Raw genomic sequence first — 17,109 nt, forward strand, 5'->3', positions numbered from 1 at the left:
GGTCAGCTCCGCGTGGCGATACGCACCTGGGACCTGACGAACTCCGCGAGCTCGACCAGGGTGGGGTGCTCCAGCACCGCGCGCACGGTGATCCGTACCCGCAGCCGGCGACTCAGGCGTGCGGCGAGCCGGTTGGCCGACATCGAGTCGCCGCCCAGGTGGAAGAAGTGATCGTCCAGGCCGATCTGCGCCACCGGCAGCAGATCCGCCCAGAGCTGCGCCAGGTCACGCTCCACCTCGTCGCGGGGTGCCCGGTAGGGCTTGCGGAGGGTGGTCCAGTCGGGTGCGGGCAGCGCGTTGCGGTCCACCTTGCCGTTGGCGGTCACCGGCAGCCGGTCCAACAGGGTGAACGAGGCCGGCACGGCATGCCCGGGCAGCAGGTCGACGAGCGCGGCCCGGACCCGGTGCGGGTCGGCCTCCGGGGCCACCAGATAGGCGCAGAGCTGGCTCTCGCCGTCCTCGTCGGCGAGGGCCACCACGACCGCGTCCTGCACACCGGGCTGGGCGAGCAGCGCCCGCTCCACCTCCGCGGGGTCGACCCGAAAGCCCCGGATCTTGACTTCCCGGTCGACGCGACCCCGGTGGTGCAACCGTCCCCGTTCGTCGAAGCAGGCGAGGTCGCCGGTGCGGTAGAGGCGGGCACCGGGTGGCCCGTACGGGTCCGGTCGGAACCGGTCCGCGGTCTGCGCCGGGTCGCCGAGGTATCCCCGGGCGAGTTCGGGCCCGCCGAGGTACATCTCGCCGACCGCGCCGGGCAACAGGCGGCGCATCGCGGTGTCGAGGAGTTCGACCCGTACGCCCGGCCACGGCCTGCCGATCGGCGGTGGCGCGGCCCGGTCGCTGCTGGTGGCGGTCGCACTGGTGAGGCGGTCCTCCCACGGCACCAGACAACTGCTGATGCCGTTGGCCTCGGACGAGCCACAGGCGACGGCGACCTCGAAGGGCAGATCCGGTGCCGCCCACCGCCGCACCTTGTCGCTGCCGACGGTCAACAGTTGCAGGGCCGTCTGCGCGGGCCAGGGCAGTTGGTAGAGCTGCTCGGCGAGGGGCATGCTGACGTACGCCTTGGTGATCTTCTCGGCCACCAGCCAGTCGCGCAGCAGGGGCGCGGCGCCGACGATCTCCGGTGGTGCGGTGTGCACACTGGCCCCGGCGCAGAGGTAGGGCCACAGTTCGCCGACCGACACCGAGGAACCGGGTGGTGCCAGCCAGGCGGCCCGGTCCTGCGCGGTGATGCGGTGACCCTCCTGATGGGTGGCGACCGAGTGGGCCACCGACCGGTGCAGGACCGCGACCCGTTTGGGCGTACCTGTCGAGCCGGACGTGTGCACCACGTAGGCGACGTCCTCGGGATGTACGGCGATGCCCGGATCGTCGGTGGGGAGCCGGTGGATGCGCGGCCACTCGGTGTCGACGGCCACCACGGTGCCCGCGCCGGGCGGCAGGACGGCACCGAGGCGCGCCAGGGTGAGCACCGCGCGTGGGCGGGCCACGTCGAGCACCTCGGCGATCCGCTGCGCCGGATGGGCCGGGTCAAGCAGGATCGCCGCCGCACCACTTCTGAGGATGGCGAGGAAGGAGACGAGCATCTCGCTGCCACGATCCATCATCAGCCCCACGCAACCGTCCCGTTGGGCGCCGAGTTCCCGCAGCACCCGGGCCAACTGATTGGCCCGGGAGTCGAGCTCGCCGTAGGTGAGGCTCGCGGGACCGGATCCGAAGGCGAGACGCCTGGGGTGCTGCTGCGCCTGGTGGGCCACCAGGTCGGGTACGAGTCCGCCGACGAGCGCGGTGTCGGCGGGCCGTCCGTGGCGCGCCAACCAGTCCTGGGCCGTCCGGTCCGGTACGGCGAGCGTCCCGATCGGCCGGTGCGGGGCGTCGGCCACCTGGGCCAGCAGGGCGGCGAGGTTGCGGTCCAGTTCGGTGGCGAGCATCGGGGCGGACCAGCCCTGGGCGAGTCGCCAGGAGATCCCCGTCTCGTCGCCGGTGAGGACGAGTTGGGCGTCGGTGTCGGGGTGCGGATGGCGCCAGTGGAACGCCGCCGGCGCCGAGACCTCGCCGCTGCTCAGGGGGGTACCGGCGATGGTGTCGACGAGTTGCGCCATCGTCGTCGGATCGGACGGTACGGACACCGTCGCCGATGCCCCTTCGACACGCAGGGCGACCCGGCGTGGTGCGTGTGGGCCGCAGTGACGCAGCAGCACGAGCAGGGCGGCGGCGTAGGTCGACCAGTGCGGCGCGACGGCGTCTCGCGCTGTCGTCGGCGCGGTGAGCTCTGTCGATACCCGGTCCATTGCGGATATCGTCAATCTGGACTGCGGCGCAGATGCCGTCACAGCTGCCTCCTCGCGCACGTCACGACAACCCTCGGATCGCCAAGCATAACTAGAGTCAGCGCCTTGTCGGTAGATTTGAGACTGTAGTTGTCTCCAGTTATGCTTCCGGAAGCGCACGACCGAGGAGGACTTATGAGCGTGGCGGACGACGACGCCGAATACGTGGTGGTCTCCAACGACGAGGAGCAGTTCTCTCTCTGGTTGACCGGACGTAACCTGCCCAACGGCTGGCGCGAGGCCGGCAAGCGGGGCAGCCGCGAGGAGTGCCTCGCCTACATCGAACAGGTCTGGACCGACATGCGACCGCGCAGCCTGCGCGAGTTCGCGGCCCGGTCGTCGACGCGGTGATCCGCGCCGTCGTCTTCGACATCGACGACACCCTTGTCGACTTCTCCGGGGCGACCGGCCGCGGTCTGCTGGCCCACCTGGCCACGACGAGGGCGGTGAGACCCACCGATGCCGAGCAGTACCTCGCCCTCTGGCGGCACCTGGAGCAGATCCACTTCACCGCGTATCTGCGCGGTGAGTGCACCTTCACCGAACAACGTCGACGCCGGGCACGGGAGTTCTGTGCGACGGCCGGGTTCCCGCTGGGCCCCGAGGAGAGCGAGACCGACGCCTGGGTGGCCCGGTACCTGGAACACTGCGACGAGGCGTTCACGCTCTTCCCCGACGTGCTGCCCGCGCTCGACACCCTGCGGCACGCGCAGGTACGCCTCGCCGCGATGAGCAACAGCGACCGGGCGTACCAGCACCGCAAGCTGACCGCACTGGGCATCCGGGACCGGCTGGAGGCGCTGGTCTGCTGTGACGACGTCGACGGGGTGGCCAAACCGGACCCGCGGATCTTCCACGCCGTCTGCGACCGGCTCGGACTCGCACCCGCCGAGACGGTCTACGTGGGAGACCGACTCGACTCCGACGCCCGCGCCGCCATCGCGGCCGGGCTGACCGGGGTATGGCTGGACCGTACCGGTGACGGGCAGGCCGACGTACCCACCATCACCACACTCGATCAGCTCGTCCGGCTGCTGCCTGCCCGGACGGTGCGGAAGGGATCCTGATGCCGCTGACCCGAGAAGGGACCAGCTTTGCCGGGACATGGTCGAGGCTGAGCGCCCAACGGGGCAGCCTCTGCCTCGGGGTCGCCCCGTCGGCGTCCTGGCTGCGTCGGTGGGAGTTGGACGACACCAGCGAGTCGCTGGACCGCTACGGCGACATCATCCTGGAGGCGGCCGGCGACGGGGTGGCCGGCTACAAGGTCCAGGTTCCGTTCTATCTGCGTCACGGCACCGCCGGGCTGGCGGCGTTGCGCCGTTTCGTCGACGGCGCGCACGAGCGGGACGCGCTGGTGCTCCTCGACGCCAAGGTCGGCGACGCCGACGACACGATGGCCGCCTACGCGGATCTCTACCTCGGGCCGGACAGCCAACTCGGCGGGGACGCGGTCACCACCTGCGCATTCATGGGTACGGCGACACTGCACCCCTTGTTGCGGATCGCGCAGGACAGCGGCACCGCGGTCTTCACGTTGGTCCGTACGTCGAACCACGGCGCCGGAGAGGTCCAGGGCAGCCGTACCGCCGGCGGCACCAGCACGGCCGAGGCGATCGCGGACGCGCTCACCGGATGGCACACCGAGCATTGCGGCACCGACCAGCCCGGACCAGCGGCGGCGGTGGTGGGTGCCCGGCCACCCGAGTCGGCGCAGCTGGTCGACCGCCTGCCGCACAGTGTCCTGGAGATCCCCGGGCTGGGTCGGGCCGACCGCCGTACCGAGGAGGTCCTCGCCCCGGTCCGGGACGCGACCGACCGGGCGATGCTCACGGTGACGACCGGGGTGCTGCGGCACGGTCCCGCGCCGACGGCGCTGCGCGCCGGGATCCGGTGGTGGCACGAGGAGATCGCGCGACACCGCTAGACAGGTCGGGATGTCGATGCCCCGCCGTATCGAGGGCACCGACATCCCGGCTGCCTGCTCACGACCCGGCCAGCTCGGACAACCGCTGGTCGGGTCGACGCGTCGCCGCCACCAGGAGGTCGCGCCAGCGGGTCAGCAGTCCGCGCGCGGTCGGCGCGTCCCACAGGTTGGTGTTGAACTCGACACTGAGTTCCAACCGGTCGGCCCGGAGGGCGGCGGTGAAGTACAGGTCGTTGCGGGCCGTGTCGAGCCGGGTGAAGTGCCAGTCGACCGTGCAGCCCGCCAGGTTCCACCCACTACGGTCGGGCTCCTGCCACTCCACCGCCACCTGGAACAGGGGCAGCCGGTCCAGGTGCCGCGGCATCGCGGCGGCCCGCACCAGCTGAGGAAACGGCAGGCCCTGATGGTCGTACGCGCCCAGCACCGTGTCCCGTACCCGGGTCAGCAGCTGCGCGAAGGACGGATCACCGGCGCAGTCCACCCGCAGCACCAGCGTCGCGATGGTGCAGCCGAGCAGTTCCTGGGCGCCCGGCAGGCGGCGGTTCTCCCCCACCGTGCCGATCGGCACGTCGTCGCTGCCGGAAAGGTGGTGCAGCAAGGCCGCCTGCGCGGCGGTGACCAGGATGAACGGGCTGACCCGCCGGGTGGTGGCCAACCGCAGCACCTCTGCGGTCTGCTCCTGGTCGAGCAGGATCGTGAGCTGGTCACCGTCGAAGGTGGGCAGGGGCGGCCGGGGCAGCGGCGTCGGCACCGCCAGCACGGGCAACCCCGCCAGGGCCTGCTCCCAGTACGCCCACAGCCTGGCCGGCTCGGGGCCGCCCAGCCACTCGTCCTCCCAGCAGGCGTACTGCTGCCAGGTCAGCCCGCCTGCCGTCGCCGGCGGGTTCTCTCCGCCGACGAGGGCGTTGTAGCAGGCGCTCAGGTCCCGACAGAACACCTGGAAGCCCACCCCGTCCATGGCGATGTGATGCACGGTGAGCAGCAGCACGTGCCGTGCGTCGGCACCCACGACCAGGGTTGCCCGGATGCCCGGCTCCCGGGCGAGGTCGAACGGTCGCAGCGCCTGCGCCTGCGCGAGCCGGTCGATCTCGGCCGCCTGCGCCTGCGGTGGCAGCGCGCTCAGGTCGGTGACCGACAGCTGCGGACCCTGCGGCTGCGGCACCTGCACCGGCCGGTCGACGACGAACCGGATCACGCTGCGCAGCATCTCGTGCCGCTCGACCACCTGCGCGAACGCCTGCCGTAGCGCGGCCACGTCGAGTGTGCCGTCGATGTCGACCCGCAGCGGGCTGTGATAGGTGGCCCGACCGGGAGCGAGTCGGTCCAGCACCCAGATCTGGGTCTGCGCCGCCGTCAGCGGCGCGGCACCGGCCGGCTCGGCCCCCGGCCCGGGCGCTGCCCGGCTGCCCGATCCGAGGGTCGGGGTGCCGGTCGGGGCGGCGACGTGCGCCCGCGCAGGGCCGGCGGTGTCCTCCCGTTCGATCCGGCGGGCCAGGGAGCGCACCGTCGGGGCCTCGAAGATCCACCGGATCGGCACCTGTCGGCCGAGCTCGGTACGCAGCCGCGACGCCAGTTCCGCCGCCAGGATGGAGTGCCCGCCGAGGGCGAAGAAGTCATCGTCGTCGTCGAGGTCGTCGCGGCCCATCACCTGCCGCCAGCTCTGGCGTACCGGGTCGAGGATCGCGCTGTCGCCGGTGCTCTCGGCCGCCGGGCGGTCCACGTCGATCACGTCGGGAATCGCGTACCGGGGCAGCCGGGTGGCGAGGAACTCGGCCAGCTGCCGAGCGGTCGGGACCGGGTCGCCGGCGCACGTCACCCGGGCACGCAGCACCGGCGGAGTGCCGTCGTAGCCGACCTCGGCGGCACGGACGCCGGGATGCACCGAGAGCGTGGCGGCCACCTCGTCCAACGGCACGGTCAACCCGTTGATCACCGGATGCTGGTCCCGGGGGCCGAGGCGCACGATCTCACCCCGCCTGTCGACGTATCCGAGGTCGCCGGTGTCGGTGAGGGTCTGCCCGTGCACCGGTAGGAGACGGTCGCCGACCAGTCGGACGTGCTGCGGGTCGACCGCGACGATCCGGCCGACCACGCCCTGCGGTGCGAGCGTGTCCAGGCCCTGCACCACCTGCTCCGCCGCGGGGACCGGGACACCCACCGGTGGGACCTCGGCGATGGCCACGGCCCGCTCCGCGGCGGAGAGCATCGGCAGATCGGTCAGCGCCATCCCGGGCGCCTCGATCGCCGCGGCCAGCAGGGTCCGCAGGTGGTCGAAGAGAGCCCGCACGAACGGCTCGGGAAGCAGTTGCTCGTCGAACTCCAGCCAGAAACCGATGCTGGTCGGGCTGGTCTGGGCCTCCACGATCAGATCGAAGCGGGACCGGGAACGGGGAACGTGCTCGTACCGCAGGCGCAGGGTCTCGCCGGTCAGCTCCGCGTCGCGGACGTCGGCATGCGAGAAGACCACCTGGATCAGCGGATGGTAGCTCGGGTCCCGGTCGGGTCGGACCAGGTCGACAAGGTGGGAGAAGGGCAGCCGGTCGTGGTCGAGCGCGTCGAGGCTGACCTCCATCACATGCCGTACGAGCTCATGGAACGACTGGTCGGGGCGGGGTCGCAGACGCAGCGGCACCGTCGTGGCGAAGAAGCCCACGAGTGGCTCCCACTGCTCGTCCGGACGGGCCGCACTGGCAGTGCCGATGAGCAGGTCCCGCCGACCGGTGTAACGGTGCACGACCGCGGTGAAGGCGGCGAGCAGTACGGCGGCGGGGGTGCTGCGGCAGCCGGTGGCGTGCCGGTGGAGCGACCGGGCCAGGCTCGCCGGGAAGGTCACCTGGATGCGTCGCCCGTGCGGGGACTTGACCGGTGGACGCAGACCGCCGGTACGCAGTGGGAGCACGGGAACGGCGCCGTCGAGTTGCGTACGCCAGTACCGCTGTTCCTCGGCGAGTTCCCGACCGTCGAGCAGCCGACGCTGTTCCTCGGCGAAGTGCCGGTACTGGCACGGCAGCGGTGGCAGCTCAGGTGCCCGCCCGGCAGCGAACGCCTCGTAGGCGGCGAGCAGCTCGTGCAGCACCACGCGCAGCGACCAGCCGTCGGCCACGATGTGGTGGGTGGCGAGGACGAGGATGTGCTCGGCGTCGTCGAGCCGCAGCAGCGCGGCGCGGACCAGCGGACCGTTACGCAGGTCGTACGGAGGGTCCGCGACCAGCGCGGCGAGATCGGCGACCATCTGATCGCGCAGCGCCACCGGTACGTACGCCAGATCCGTCGGCTGCCCCAGGTCGATGGTGAGTTCGGGCCGGATGCGGCAGACCGGCGTACCGTCGACGGCGTCGAAGGTGGAGCGCAGCACCTCGTGCCGGCTCAGGATCAGGTCGAGGCTTCGTTGCAGCAGCGGCACCCGCAGGTCGCCCTCGATCCGCAGCACCCAGACCTCGTTGTAGGTGCCCGGAGCGAGGCTCTCCATGAGCCACAGTTGCTCCTGCGGGAACGACAACGGCGCCAGTCGGCCACGCGGGATCTCGATGCCGGTCACCCTGTCCCCCACCGCCGCGCCAGGAGCCGGGTGGCCGAGTGCCGGTGCGGGATGGGCTGGTCGGCGTGGGAGGAGATGACGTCGTCGTCGTGTACCTCGACAAGTTCCCAGTCCGGCTTGAGGTAGTAGCCGACGAGAGTGCCGTGCGGCAGGATGCAGCGGGGCGGGTTGACGTGGTTGTCCAGTTCCTGGGCGCGGTCGTTGAAGGCGCACAGGACGTGCCAGCCGCCGACCCGGGTGGCCTGTTGCAGGGCGGTGACCGCGGCGGCGACGGACGCCTCGTCGGCGAGCCAGTGCGCCACACTGTCGAAGACCACCACGTCGTAGCCGGCGGGCGGCAACGGTTGGGTGAGCACGTCCCGCACCGACCAGGTGATCCCCGGTTCGTTTGGCCAGGCCCCCCGAGCGTTGCGCAACGCCAGCTCGGACACGTCGGTCGCGTCGACGAGCGCACCCTGTCGGGCCAGGAACGCGGCGTTGCGCCCCTCGCCGCAGCCCGCGTCCAGCACCCGGAGGCCCTCCAGCGAGGTGCGCCGGGCCAGGCTCTCGACGACCGGTTCCGGCTCACGTCCCCACAGGCAGGGGCTCATCGCGTACCCGCGGTCGCAGCCACCGTCCAACGTCGGACCACTCATGCCGTCGCCTCCACGTCCTGCACGGTGCGCAACTTCGGAATCGGCGAGAAGATCAGCCACAGCAGCGACAGCGGGATGCCCACGGCGGTGATGAACAGCGTCGCCCGCAACCCGATGGAGTCCCCGAGCAGGCCCGCCACCAAAGCGGAGATCGGCACCAGGCCACCGATGAGGAACCGGAAGCTGGCGTTGACGCGACCCAGGATGTGCTGCGGAATCACCATCTGACGCATGGTCATCTCGGCGATGTTCGACGAGACGATGCCGTAGCCGACCACGAAATGGATGACGCCGAAGAGGATCGCGGCAGTGGTCGGCGAACCGTCGACGAACGGTATGGCCACGATCGGCACGACCGCCAGCAGGTAGGCGACGATCAGCAGCCGTCCGTAGCCCAACACCTTCAGCAGCCGTCCCATGGTCACCGCGCCGATCAGACCGCCGACGCCGAAGGCGGCGAAGATGAAGCCGAGCGCGGCCGGGGTGATGCCGAACTCGCGGGTCGCGTACAGCACGAAGAGGGTGAGCATCAGCATCGAGAAGAAGTTGAAGGTGGCGCTGTTGCCGGCCAGCGCCCGGACCACCGGGTGCCGGACGGTGATCCGCATGCCGTTGCCGATGTCGCTGAAGACTCCCCGCCAGCCGCGACCGATGTCCTCGGCGGACCGCTCGACCGGGGGCTCCGGGGTCTTCACCATCGCGATGGCGATCGCCGAGGCGACGAACGAGATCGCGTCGATGACCAGCGCGAACGGTGCTCGCAATGCCTGCACGAGCAGACCGGCCAGGCCGGGACCGGCGATCTGGGACAGCGAGTCGGTGGCCTGCAGCCGACTGTTGCCGGCCATCAACTGCTCGCGGGAGACGATGCTGGGCAGGTAGGAGCGGTAGGCCAGGTCGAAGATGACCGAGAGACAACCGACCGTGAAGGCGACGAGGTACATCACCATCATGGTCAGCGAGTCGAGGAAGGCCAGCACCGGCACGAGACCGATCACGAAGGCACGGGCCAGGTCGGTACCGATCATCAACGGACGTCGGCGCATCCGGTCGACGAGCACGCCGAAGAACAGCAGAGGGCCCAGGAAGGCCAGCTCCCGCAACGCCGACATGACGCCGATCTGGGTGGCGCTCGCATCCAGGATGAGGATCGCGGTGAGCGGCAACGCCAGGGTGGTGATCTCGGTGCCGAAGGCGGAGATCCCCTGCCCGAGCCAGAGCTTGTTGAAGTCGCGGTGCCGGTTCAGCGAGGGTGGTGGAGCTCCGTCATCCGACGGTGCTCCATCGCGGACGGTTTCGGTGCTCATAACGGGGTTTCCTCTCGGGCTCCGAGCAGGGTCGGCGCGTTGCCGGTGGTCCAGGGGTCGTAGAGCAGTGCGCGGTCACCGGCGTGCCGGCGAAGCGCGGTGATGACGGTCGTCGGGTCCGGCGCGGCGACGGTGAGCCGCGAGGTGGCGTACACCTGCTGTGCCGGATCGTTGAACGACGCCCCGGTGTACGGGACCTCGGCGGCGTACCGGAGGGCCGGCAGCGCCGCCGACGACGTCAGGTGGTGCAGTGAGAAGACGGGAACCTCGGCGGCCAGCGCGGCGATGCGCAGTGTGCCGCAGATCCGCGGGTTGATCTCCAGGACCAGTCCGGTGCCGTCGGCCCGGACCAGGAACTCCACCTCCAGGTAGCCGTCGATGTCGGCGGCCCGGGCGATGGTTTCGGTGGTGTCGCGCAGCCAGGTGTCGAGCGCCGGGGTCAGGCCGGGGGCGGGGCACAGCCGCAGCCGGCGCCACGGTGGGACCAGCATCGGCGAGGTGGGTCCCTTCCACACCGGCGGGAGGGTGATGGTGCGCCCGGCGGTACGGTGCGCCACGACCGAGTACTCCACCCCGTCGGCGTACCGCTCGGTGAAGTACTGCGGGGACGACGTCACCTCGGTGGCCATCCGGATCCCGATGCTCTGGGTGCTGTTGCGGCCCTTCACCACCAGCAGGTCGTCGCCGGCGCCGTCGAGGGTGCCCTCGTCCTGGTACCGCCACGGCGCGGTGGGGATGCCGTGCCGGTCGAAGAAGCGCTTCATCGCCACCTTGTCGAGGCCGAGGCTCGCCGCGTTCGCGGACTGGACGATGACCCGGTGGCCGGCGAGGCGCAGCCCGGCGGCGAGTTCCCGGTCCCGCAGCAGCGTGTCGTGGCTGGTGAGGAAGACGGCGGTCGCGACGTCGAGGCCCTGGAAGCTGCGCTGGAGCGCCTCGGTGTCGACCGGCCCCTCGCCCAGATGCAGGTGCCGATCGCCCGGTCGCCACTGGACGAAGTGGGTGAACCAGCTGGCGAGGCTCTGCACGCCGACGAGGTAGACCGAGACCTGGCTCATCGGGTCGCCGCCAGGTCGGACAGCGCCCGCTCGGCAGCTCGCCGGTATGCGCCGAGCAGGTCCTCCTGCGGCTCGTTGAAGTAGGTCGCCGGCAGGCTGATCCACTCGTCGTGCAGACGAGCGCTCACCGGAAGGTCCTCCGGGGCGTACGTGAAGCATCGACGCAGCGTGGCCGGTGAGTACGCGTGCCAGGTCGGTGGCCGGGCGCCGGTGAAGACCGACGTACGGTGCAGCGGGGCGGTCTGCGGCACACCGGCCCGTACGCCGTGCCGCTTCAGCGCGGCGACCAGGTCGTCGCGGTCGAAGCCGGCGCGCAGCGGGTCGACGCGCAGCACGATGTCGTACCAGCCGCCCATGGTGTGTCCGGCCGCGACGCCCAGTCCTTCGATGCCCGGGTGGGTGCTGAGTGCGGTGACGAGTGCGGTGGCGTTGTGGTGTTTGGCGCGTACCAGCGCGTCGAGCCGTCGCATGTGGCTGCTGGCCAGGACGGCCGCGACGGGGCTGATCCGCAGGTTGCCGCCCAAGCCGACGTCGGCGAGGCGACGCAGCGCCGGATCGTGGACGGTGAGGTTGCTGCGTTGCCGGAAGCTGCTCAGCAGGCAGGCCAGGTCGTAGTGGCGGGTGTCACGGCAGGCGAGGACGCCGCCCATCCCACCGCTGACGAGTTTGAGTCCGCCGATGCTGAAGACGGCGAGGTCGCCGAAGGTGCCCACCGGGACGCCGTCGATGGTCGATCCGTGGGCGTGCGAGCAGTCCTCGATCAGTGCCAGTGACCGTTCGCGGGCGAGTTGTGCGATCTCCGCCATCGGGCAGGGATGGCCGAACAGATGGGTGACCGCGATGGCCCGGGTCCGACTGGTGATCCGCTCGGCCAGGCTGGCGACGGTGACGTTGCCGTTGGCCGATCCGCTGTCGCAGAGCACCGGGGTGGCGCCGAGCACGAACAGCGGCGAGGCGGTGGCGAGGAAGGTCAGGGACGGCACCAGCACCTCGTCACCGGGGCCGAGCCCGAGGACGTAGTACGCGGCGAGCAGCGCGCTGGTGCCGGAGTTGACCGCGAGGACGTGTCGACCGTCCAGGTGGTCGGAGAACAACTGCTCGATCTCGGCGATCTCGGGACCGTGCCGGTAGTCGAAGGTGCGGCCGGCGCGGATCAGGTCGGTGGCTCGTGCGACGGCCTGGCCGTCGTAGACCGGCCACTGCTGCGGGTGGTCGGTGGCGGGCGCGGTGGCGGCGAGTCCGGTGGAGGTCATGGCCGTCACCGCGCCACGCTGAGCAGGTCTTCGTCGATCAACCGGAGTATCTGTGCGGTGTGTTCGTGCAGGAAGAAGTGCCCGCCCGGGAAGACGCTCACCCGGCACGGGCCGGTGGTCTCGCGCTCCCAGGCCCGAGCCCGCTCCGGGGTGGCGTAGTCGTCGTCGGTGGCGGCGAAGGCGTGTACCGGCACCGACGACGGGGTGGTGTACGGGTACTGCCAGGTGGCGCCGAGGGTCAGGTCGGCGCGGATGACGGGCAGCGCCAGCTGCATCAGGTCCGGGCTGTCGAGCACCTCCGGGGGCGTACCGCCGAGGTCGGCCAGCCAGGCCAGCAGCCGGTCGTCGGGTTCGGCCCAGGCCGCTTCGGGGATCCGCAGCCACGGTGCGGGGCTGCCGGAGGCGAACAGCCAGCTGGGCAGGGGCGCGCCGTCCTGTTCGAGACGGCGGGTCAGCGCGTACGCGATCCGGGCTCCCATGCTGTGGCCGAAGAAGGCGAAGGGGCGTTGCCGCAGCAGCGGGTCGAGGGCCTCGACCAGCAGATCGAGCAGGCGGTCCATGGCGGCGACGGGTCGTTCCCCGAGCCGGTTCTCCCGTCCGGGCAACTGCACGGCGGCCACCTCGACCTGCGGCAGCCAGCGATGCCACTCCCGGTACGCCGAGGCACCGCCGCCGGCGTACGGGAAGCAGAACAACCGCGTGGGAGCGGCTGGGTTCGGCGTGGCGATGCTCACCCACTTGTCCATCAGCACCTCAACTCGTCTTGACTGCCGATGACAACGAAACTTACCAGAGTTAACGTCTCAAGTCATGACAGGAGTCATGCAAAGTCAACAGCCGGAATCGGGTCGCCCTGCGCCTCCCACAGCGGCCACGTACCGTCGTGGGCGCTACGCCCGTGCCCCATCCGCACGTTGTCGACGAGCACCAGGTCCCCCGGGGTCCACGACAGGTCGAACGTCGAGGCGTCGATCGCCTCCTGCACCGCCGCCAGGTCCTCGGCCGGCACCGGTTCCCCGTCACCGAAGAAGGTGTTGAACGGCAGCCCCGTACGGCCGTACGCCCCCACCAGCACCTCGCGTTCCTCGGGCTGGAGACTCCATTCGCTGAGGAAGGCGATCTGGTTGAACCACGCCGTCGCACCCGTCACGGGATGCACGAACGTCGACGCCCGAGCCTGCCGGGTACGCAGCGTGCCGTCGGGCAGCCACTCGTACCCGATCGACTGTCCGGCGCAGTACGCCTCGACCTCGGCGACGGTCTCCACCCCGAACGCCTGTCGCCAACCCATGCCCACGTACGGCCGGAAGTTGCGGACCAGCATCCACCCCCGCGTGACGAACGCGTCCCGCACTCTCGACGGCAGCCGGGACAGCGCTTCGACCCCGTCGGCGAGCAGGGTCCGCCCGCTCGTCGCCGCCCCCGGCGGGTGTGCCAGCAGCAGCGTGCCGGGAAACACCAGCGCGTGGCTCTGCTCGTTGTGCGGGCACATGTCCCGGTACGACGGCCAGGCAGGCGGCCCGTACACCGGCCCGCCCAGGTGCGGCCGTGGTGCGAACGGTTCCCGGCGCGGGCAGGGCCGCACCAGTGCCTCGACGGCCGACGCGAACCGCTCGGGGGCATCCAGCCCGAGCCCACGCAGGTGCACCACACCGGTCTCGGTGAGCCGCTGACGAAGCTCGACGCGGTTGTCGTACAGCCAGTCGTCGGCGTCGGCGCGGACCGGCCACGGCTCGACGACCCGACCGCCGCTCGCGACCGCGGTCACCGCGCCACCACCCGCCCGACGATCTCCACGGCCCGGTCGACGTCGGCACGGCTGACACCACGATGGGTCACGGCACGGATCCGACCGTGCCCGAACTCCGCCACCCGCAGTCCGAGGTCGGCCGTCTCGGCGACGAACCGCTCCCACGGCATGTCGGCGAGCCGGAACAGGACGATGTTGGTCTGCACCCGTTTCGGATCGACCGTCACCCCGGGCACCTGCGCCAGCCCTTCGGCAAAGCGCAGCGCGTTCGCGTGGTCCTCGGCGAGTCGCTGCGGCATCCGGGTCACGGCGATCAACCCCGCCGCCGCCAGCACACCCGCCTGCCGCATCCCACCGCCCAGCAACTTGCGCACCCGGCGGGCCCGGCCGATGACCTCGGCGGGGCCGGTGAGCATCGAACCGACCGGAGCGCTGAGCCCCTTCGACAGACAGAACTGCACGGTGTCGGCGTGCCGCGCGACGGCCTCGACGGTGGTGCCGGCCGCCAGTGCGGCGTTGAACAGGCGCGCCCCGTCGAGGTGGACGGGAACTCCCCGCTCGTCGGCGAAGTCCCGCACCGCGCGCAGGTACGCCTCGTCGAGCACGACGCCGCCGGCCCTGTTGTGGGTGTTCTCCAGGCAGATCAACGCGGGCAGCGCGAACTGCGGGTCGTCCGGGTCGGCGGGAAAGGCCGCGGCAAGCCCGTCGAGCGGAAGACGCCCCTCCTCGTCGGTGCGGACCGGCTCGTAGGCCGCCCCGGCACAGACGCTCGCCCCGGCGGCCTCGTACAGGTAGATGTCGGACTCGTCGCCGACGATGACCTTCGCGCCGCGTGGCACCTGGGCCATGATCGCGCACAGGTTGGCCATCGTGCCGCTCGGCAGGAAGCAGGCCGCCTCCTTACCGGTCAGCTGCGCGCTCGTCTCCTCCAGCGCACGGACGGTCGGGTCCTCGCCGTAGACGTCGTCACCGAGCGGGGCGCTCGTCATCGCGGCGAGCATCTGCTCCGTCGGCAGGGTGAAGGTGTCACTGCGCATCTCGATCATGCGGGTACCGTCACTTTCTCGTCAGCCGCGGCGGTACCGTCCGACGCGGGAGTCACGTCCAGTGCCATCCGGCCCAGGGCCTGGTCGAGGCGGGCCCGTACCTGCTCAGGGCTGTCGCCGTCGGCGATCACCCAGCCGAGTCGCCCGTAGGCGTCGGTGGCCGGGCCGACGGCGGCACCGACACGTGCGGTGACCGTCACGTCGTGCACGCCCGGCAGCGCGGCGGCCTCCTCGGCGCCGTCGACGGCATGCAACACCCCGGTGGTCGCGGTGGTCAGGAAGCGGATCCCGGCGTACCGGGTCGCCGGTGCCAGCGGCTCCAGCGGCAGTCCGCTCGCCGCCCTCAGCTGCCGCTCCACCAGGTTCAGCCCGGTGGCGAGGCGGATCAGTTCGGGGATCATGCCGCCGGCCAGCCGAGCGTTGATCTCGACGACGACCGGTCCGGCCTCGGTCAGCCGCATCTCGACGTGCGCCGCGCCGTGCGCGAGCCCGACCGCGGCGAGCGCCGAGCGGGCGGTCTGTCGGATCGCCTCGCTCTCCGGTCGGTGCGGCGCCGGGAAGATGTGGCCGGTCTCCACGAAGTACGGCTCGGGACCGATCGTCTTGTCGGTGATGCCGACGATCTCCACGCGCCCGTCGGCGGCGAAGGTCTCCACACTCACCTCCGCACCGGCGAGGTACTGCTCGACCAGCACTGCCGCATAAGTGGCCTGGCCACGGACGTTCACGGTGACCGCGAGCAGCGTCGCCACCTGGGCCTGCGCCTCCGCCTCGGTGCGACACAGCCGCACCCCGGTCGAGGCGGAGTCGCTCGTCGGCTTGACCACGCAGGGCAGCCCGGCCCGCGCCACCGCAGCCGCGACCTCGTGCGGCGCACGGACCACCGAGTACCGCGGCTGCGGCAACCCCGCCCGGCTCAACAGGTCCCGGGTACGGGCCTTGTCCCGACACACCGCCACCGCGTCCGCGCTGCTACCGGGCAGGCCGAGGCCGCCCGCCAGGGTGGCCGCGGTCTCCAGGTAGAACTCGCTCGTGGTGGTGACCCCGGCCAGGGATCGCCGCCGGGACAGCAGCGCGCGCAGGGCGTCGACATCGTTGGTGTCGCACTCGACGACCTCCGCCGGGGTCTCGGGCAGCCCGCGATACCGTCCCGGACGATGGGTCAGCAGGACCGGGCGCAGCCCCAGTCGTACCGCCTGGTGCAGGGCGAGCATGCCGGTGCCGGTGGTGTTGGACTCGACGAAGACCAACTCCCGGGGCGGCACCGGCGCGTACGACCACGAGGTGACGCGGCTGCCGTACGGCACCTGCACCGGCTCGCGGGCCAGCGGAAGGTCGTCGAGCTTCTGCTCGACCCAGTACCCGTCGTCGTAGAGGTTCTCGGCGTAGCGGTCGCCCCGGTCGGGCAGGATGCCGACCACCCGGGTGCCCGGGGCGAGCAGCCCGGTCAGCCCCTTCATCACCTGGTACACCGATCCGGCCGAGTTGCCGGCGAAGATGCCCTGTTCCCGGGCGAGGTCGCGGGTGGCGGCGAAGGCCTCCCGGTCGTTGAGCCAGTGCACCTCGTCGATGACCGTGTGGTCGAGGTTCTCCGGATGCAGGCTGTTGCCCAGCCCGCTCTGCCGACGGCGGGGCAGATCGGGCTGACCGAACAGGACGCTGCCGACGCAGTCGACCGCGACGACCCGCAACTGCGGCCGGTACGCGCGCAACGCGCGGGCGGCACCACACAGCGATCCACCGCTGCCCACCGAGCCGACGAGCACGTCGACCGGTCCCAGGTCGGCGACGATCTCCCGGGCCAGCGCCTGGTACGCACGCGGGTTCAGCGGATTGCCGTACTGCTGCGGCCAGTACGCGCCGGGCAGTTCCCGGCGCAGGTCGGCGAGGCGCTCCAGGCGGGCGCTCTGCCAGCCGTGGCGCGCCATCGCGGGCACCACGTGCACGACACAGCCGAGCGAGCGGAGCTTGGCCAGGGTGATCGGGTCGATGCGGGGGTCGGTGACGATGTGCACCGGGTGACCCAGCACGGTTCCGACCAGCGCCAGCCCGAGCGCCAACGTCCCGGAGGAACTCTCCACGATCGGCGCCCCCGGGGCCAGCTCGCCGGACTCCCGCGCCGCGAGCACCACCTCACGGGCGACCCGGTCCTTCATCCCGTACGGGTTCTGTAGTTCGAGCTTGGCGAACAGCTGCACGTCCCCGGAGGTCCGCAGCCGGACCAGGGGTGTGTGCCCGATGGCGTCCACCATGGAGTCGAAACGCACC

Annotated in this window: 13 protein-coding genes; 3 read left to right on the top strand and 10 right to left on the bottom strand. The window is 71.4% G+C overall.

Translation table 11 applies throughout. The features are described from left to right. Window positions 1-2 precede the first annotated feature (2 nt). Window positions 3-2,294 (bottom strand): non-ribosomal peptide synthetase, encoded by a 2,292-nt coding sequence (locus tag VAB18032_RS17340; protein WP_013734177.1) that lies wholly within the window; start codon window positions 2,292-2,294, stop codon window positions 3-5. Window positions 2,295-2,468: 174 nt separating this feature from the next. Between VAB18032_RS17340 and VAB18032_RS17345 the strand changes: the two genes are divergently transcribed. Genes VAB18032_RS17345 through pyrF form a run of 3 tightly spaced genes read left to right on the top strand, consistent with a single transcriptional unit; the run spans window position 2,469 to window position 4,257 of the window. Beyond that, complete coding sequence (locus VAB18032_RS17345) at window positions 2,469-2,684, top strand: MbtH family protein (protein ID WP_013734178.1); 216 nt, start codon at window positions 2,469-2,471, stop codon at window positions 2,682-2,684. Beyond that, the gene (locus VAB18032_RS17350) at window positions 2,681-3,400 is read left to right on the top strand and encodes an HAD family hydrolase (protein WP_013734179.1); all 720 of its coding nucleotides are present in this window, start codon (window positions 2,681-2,683) and stop codon (window positions 3,398-3,400) included. The genes VAB18032_RS17345 and VAB18032_RS17350 overlap by 4 nt, the downstream gene beginning before the upstream one ends. After that, complete coding sequence (gene pyrF / locus VAB18032_RS17355; protein WP_013734180.1) at window positions 3,400-4,257, top strand: orotidine-5'-phosphate decarboxylase; 858 nt, start codon at window positions 3,400-3,402, stop codon at window positions 4,255-4,257. Before VAB18032_RS17350 ends, pyrF begins: the two co-directional genes overlap by 1 nt. Before the next feature lie 58 nt (window positions 4,258-4,315). Here the strand turns inward: pyrF and VAB18032_RS17360 are convergent, their stop codons facing one another. The 9 genes from VAB18032_RS17360 to VAB18032_RS17400 all read right to left on the bottom strand — a co-directional run bounded on the left by VAB18032_RS17360 (window position 4,316) and on the right by VAB18032_RS17400 (window position 17,108). Continuing rightward, on the bottom strand, window positions 4,316-7,795 hold the full coding sequence (locus tag VAB18032_RS17360) for a condensation domain-containing protein (RefSeq protein WP_013734181.1): 3,480 nt from the start codon (window positions 7,793-7,795) through the stop codon (window positions 4,316-4,318). Beyond that, window positions 7,792-8,430, bottom strand: coding sequence for a class I SAM-dependent methyltransferase (locus VAB18032_RS17365; protein WP_013734182.1), 639 nt, complete (start codon window positions 8,428-8,430; stop codon window positions 7,792-7,794). The genes VAB18032_RS17360 and VAB18032_RS17365 overlap by 4 nt, the downstream gene beginning before the upstream one ends. Further along, window positions 8,427-9,737, bottom strand: a complete 1,311-nt coding sequence (locus VAB18032_RS17370; RefSeq protein ID WP_013734183.1) for an MFS transporter — start codon at window positions 9,735-9,737, stop codon at window positions 8,427-8,429. The genes VAB18032_RS17365 and VAB18032_RS17370 overlap by 4 nt, the downstream gene beginning before the upstream one ends. After that, the gene (locus VAB18032_RS17375; protein WP_013734184.1) at window positions 9,734-10,792 is read right to left on the bottom strand and encodes an ATP-binding protein; all 1,059 of its coding nucleotides are present in this window, start codon (window positions 10,790-10,792) and stop codon (window positions 9,734-9,736) included. The genes VAB18032_RS17370 and VAB18032_RS17375 overlap by 4 nt, the downstream gene beginning before the upstream one ends. Beyond that, complete coding sequence (locus tag VAB18032_RS30170) at window positions 10,789-12,045, bottom strand: DegT/DnrJ/EryC1/StrS family aminotransferase (protein WP_050814623.1); 1,257 nt, start codon at window positions 12,043-12,045, stop codon at window positions 10,789-10,791. The genes VAB18032_RS17375 and VAB18032_RS30170 overlap by 4 nt, the downstream gene beginning before the upstream one ends. 5 nt (window positions 12,046-12,050) lie before the next feature. Continuing rightward, a complete protein-coding gene (locus VAB18032_RS17385; RefSeq protein WP_013734186.1) occupies window positions 12,051-12,791 on the bottom strand; it encodes a thioesterase II family protein in 741 nt (246 codons plus the stop codon). 74 nt (window positions 12,792-12,865) lie between these two features. Further along, window positions 12,866-13,813 (bottom strand): TauD/TfdA family dioxygenase, encoded by a 948-nt coding sequence (locus VAB18032_RS17390; protein WP_013734187.1) that lies wholly within the window; start codon window positions 13,811-13,813, stop codon window positions 12,866-12,868. Continuing rightward, window positions 13,810-14,841, bottom strand: a complete 1,032-nt coding sequence (locus VAB18032_RS17395) for a GntG family PLP-dependent aldolase (protein WP_013734188.1) — start codon at window positions 14,839-14,841, stop codon at window positions 13,810-13,812. Before VAB18032_RS17395 ends, VAB18032_RS17390 begins: the two co-directional genes overlap by 4 nt. Continuing rightward, the gene (locus VAB18032_RS17400) at window positions 14,838-17,108 is read right to left on the bottom strand and encodes a pyridoxal-phosphate dependent enzyme (protein ID WP_013734189.1); all 2,271 of its coding nucleotides are present in this window, start codon (window positions 17,106-17,108) and stop codon (window positions 14,838-14,840) included. Before VAB18032_RS17400 ends, VAB18032_RS17395 begins: the two co-directional genes overlap by 4 nt. Window position 17,109: the final 1 nt, after the last annotated feature.

The sequence above is a fragment of the Micromonospora maris AB-18-032 genome (assembly GCF_000204155.1).
GTDB classification, from domain to species: domain Bacteria; phylum Actinomycetota; class Actinomycetes; order Mycobacteriales; family Micromonosporaceae; genus Micromonospora; species Micromonospora gifhornensis.

What these genes read in the sequence shown, in the direction of transcription:
- VAB18032_RS17385 (WP_013734186.1), bottom strand. Translation starts at nt 12,791, where the DNA reads ATGGACAAGTGGGTGAGCATCGCCACGCCGAACCCAGCCGCTCCCACG.
- VAB18032_RS17345 (WP_013734178.1), top strand. Translation starts at nt 2,469, where the DNA reads ATGAGCGTGGCGGACGACGACGCCGAATACGTGGTGGTCTCCAACGAC.
- VAB18032_RS17365 (WP_013734182.1), bottom strand. Translation starts at nt 8,430, where the DNA reads ATGAGTGGTCCGACGTTGGACGGTGGCTGCGACCGCGGGTACGCGATG.
- VAB18032_RS17340 (WP_013734177.1), bottom strand. Translation starts at nt 2,294, where the DNA reads ATGGACCGGGTATCGACAGAGCTCACCGCGCCGACGACAGCGCGAGAC.
- VAB18032_RS17395 (WP_013734188.1), bottom strand. Translation starts at nt 14,841, where the DNA reads ATGATCGAGATGCGCAGTGACACCTTCACCCTGCCGACGGAGCAGATG.
- VAB18032_RS30170 (WP_050814623.1), bottom strand. Translation starts at nt 12,045, where the DNA reads ATGACCTCCACCGGACTCGCCGCCACCGCGCCCGCCACCGACCACCCG.
- VAB18032_RS17370 (WP_013734183.1), bottom strand. Translation starts at nt 9,737, where the DNA reads ATGAGCACCGAAACCGTCCGCGATGGAGCACCGTCGGATGACGGAGCT.
- pyrF (WP_013734180.1), top strand. Translation starts at nt 3,400, where the DNA reads ATGCCGCTGACCCGAGAAGGGACCAGCTTTGCCGGGACATGGTCGAGG.
- VAB18032_RS17375 (WP_013734184.1), bottom strand. Translation starts at nt 10,792, where the DNA reads ATGAGCCAGGTCTCGGTCTACCTCGTCGGCGTGCAGAGCCTCGCCAGC.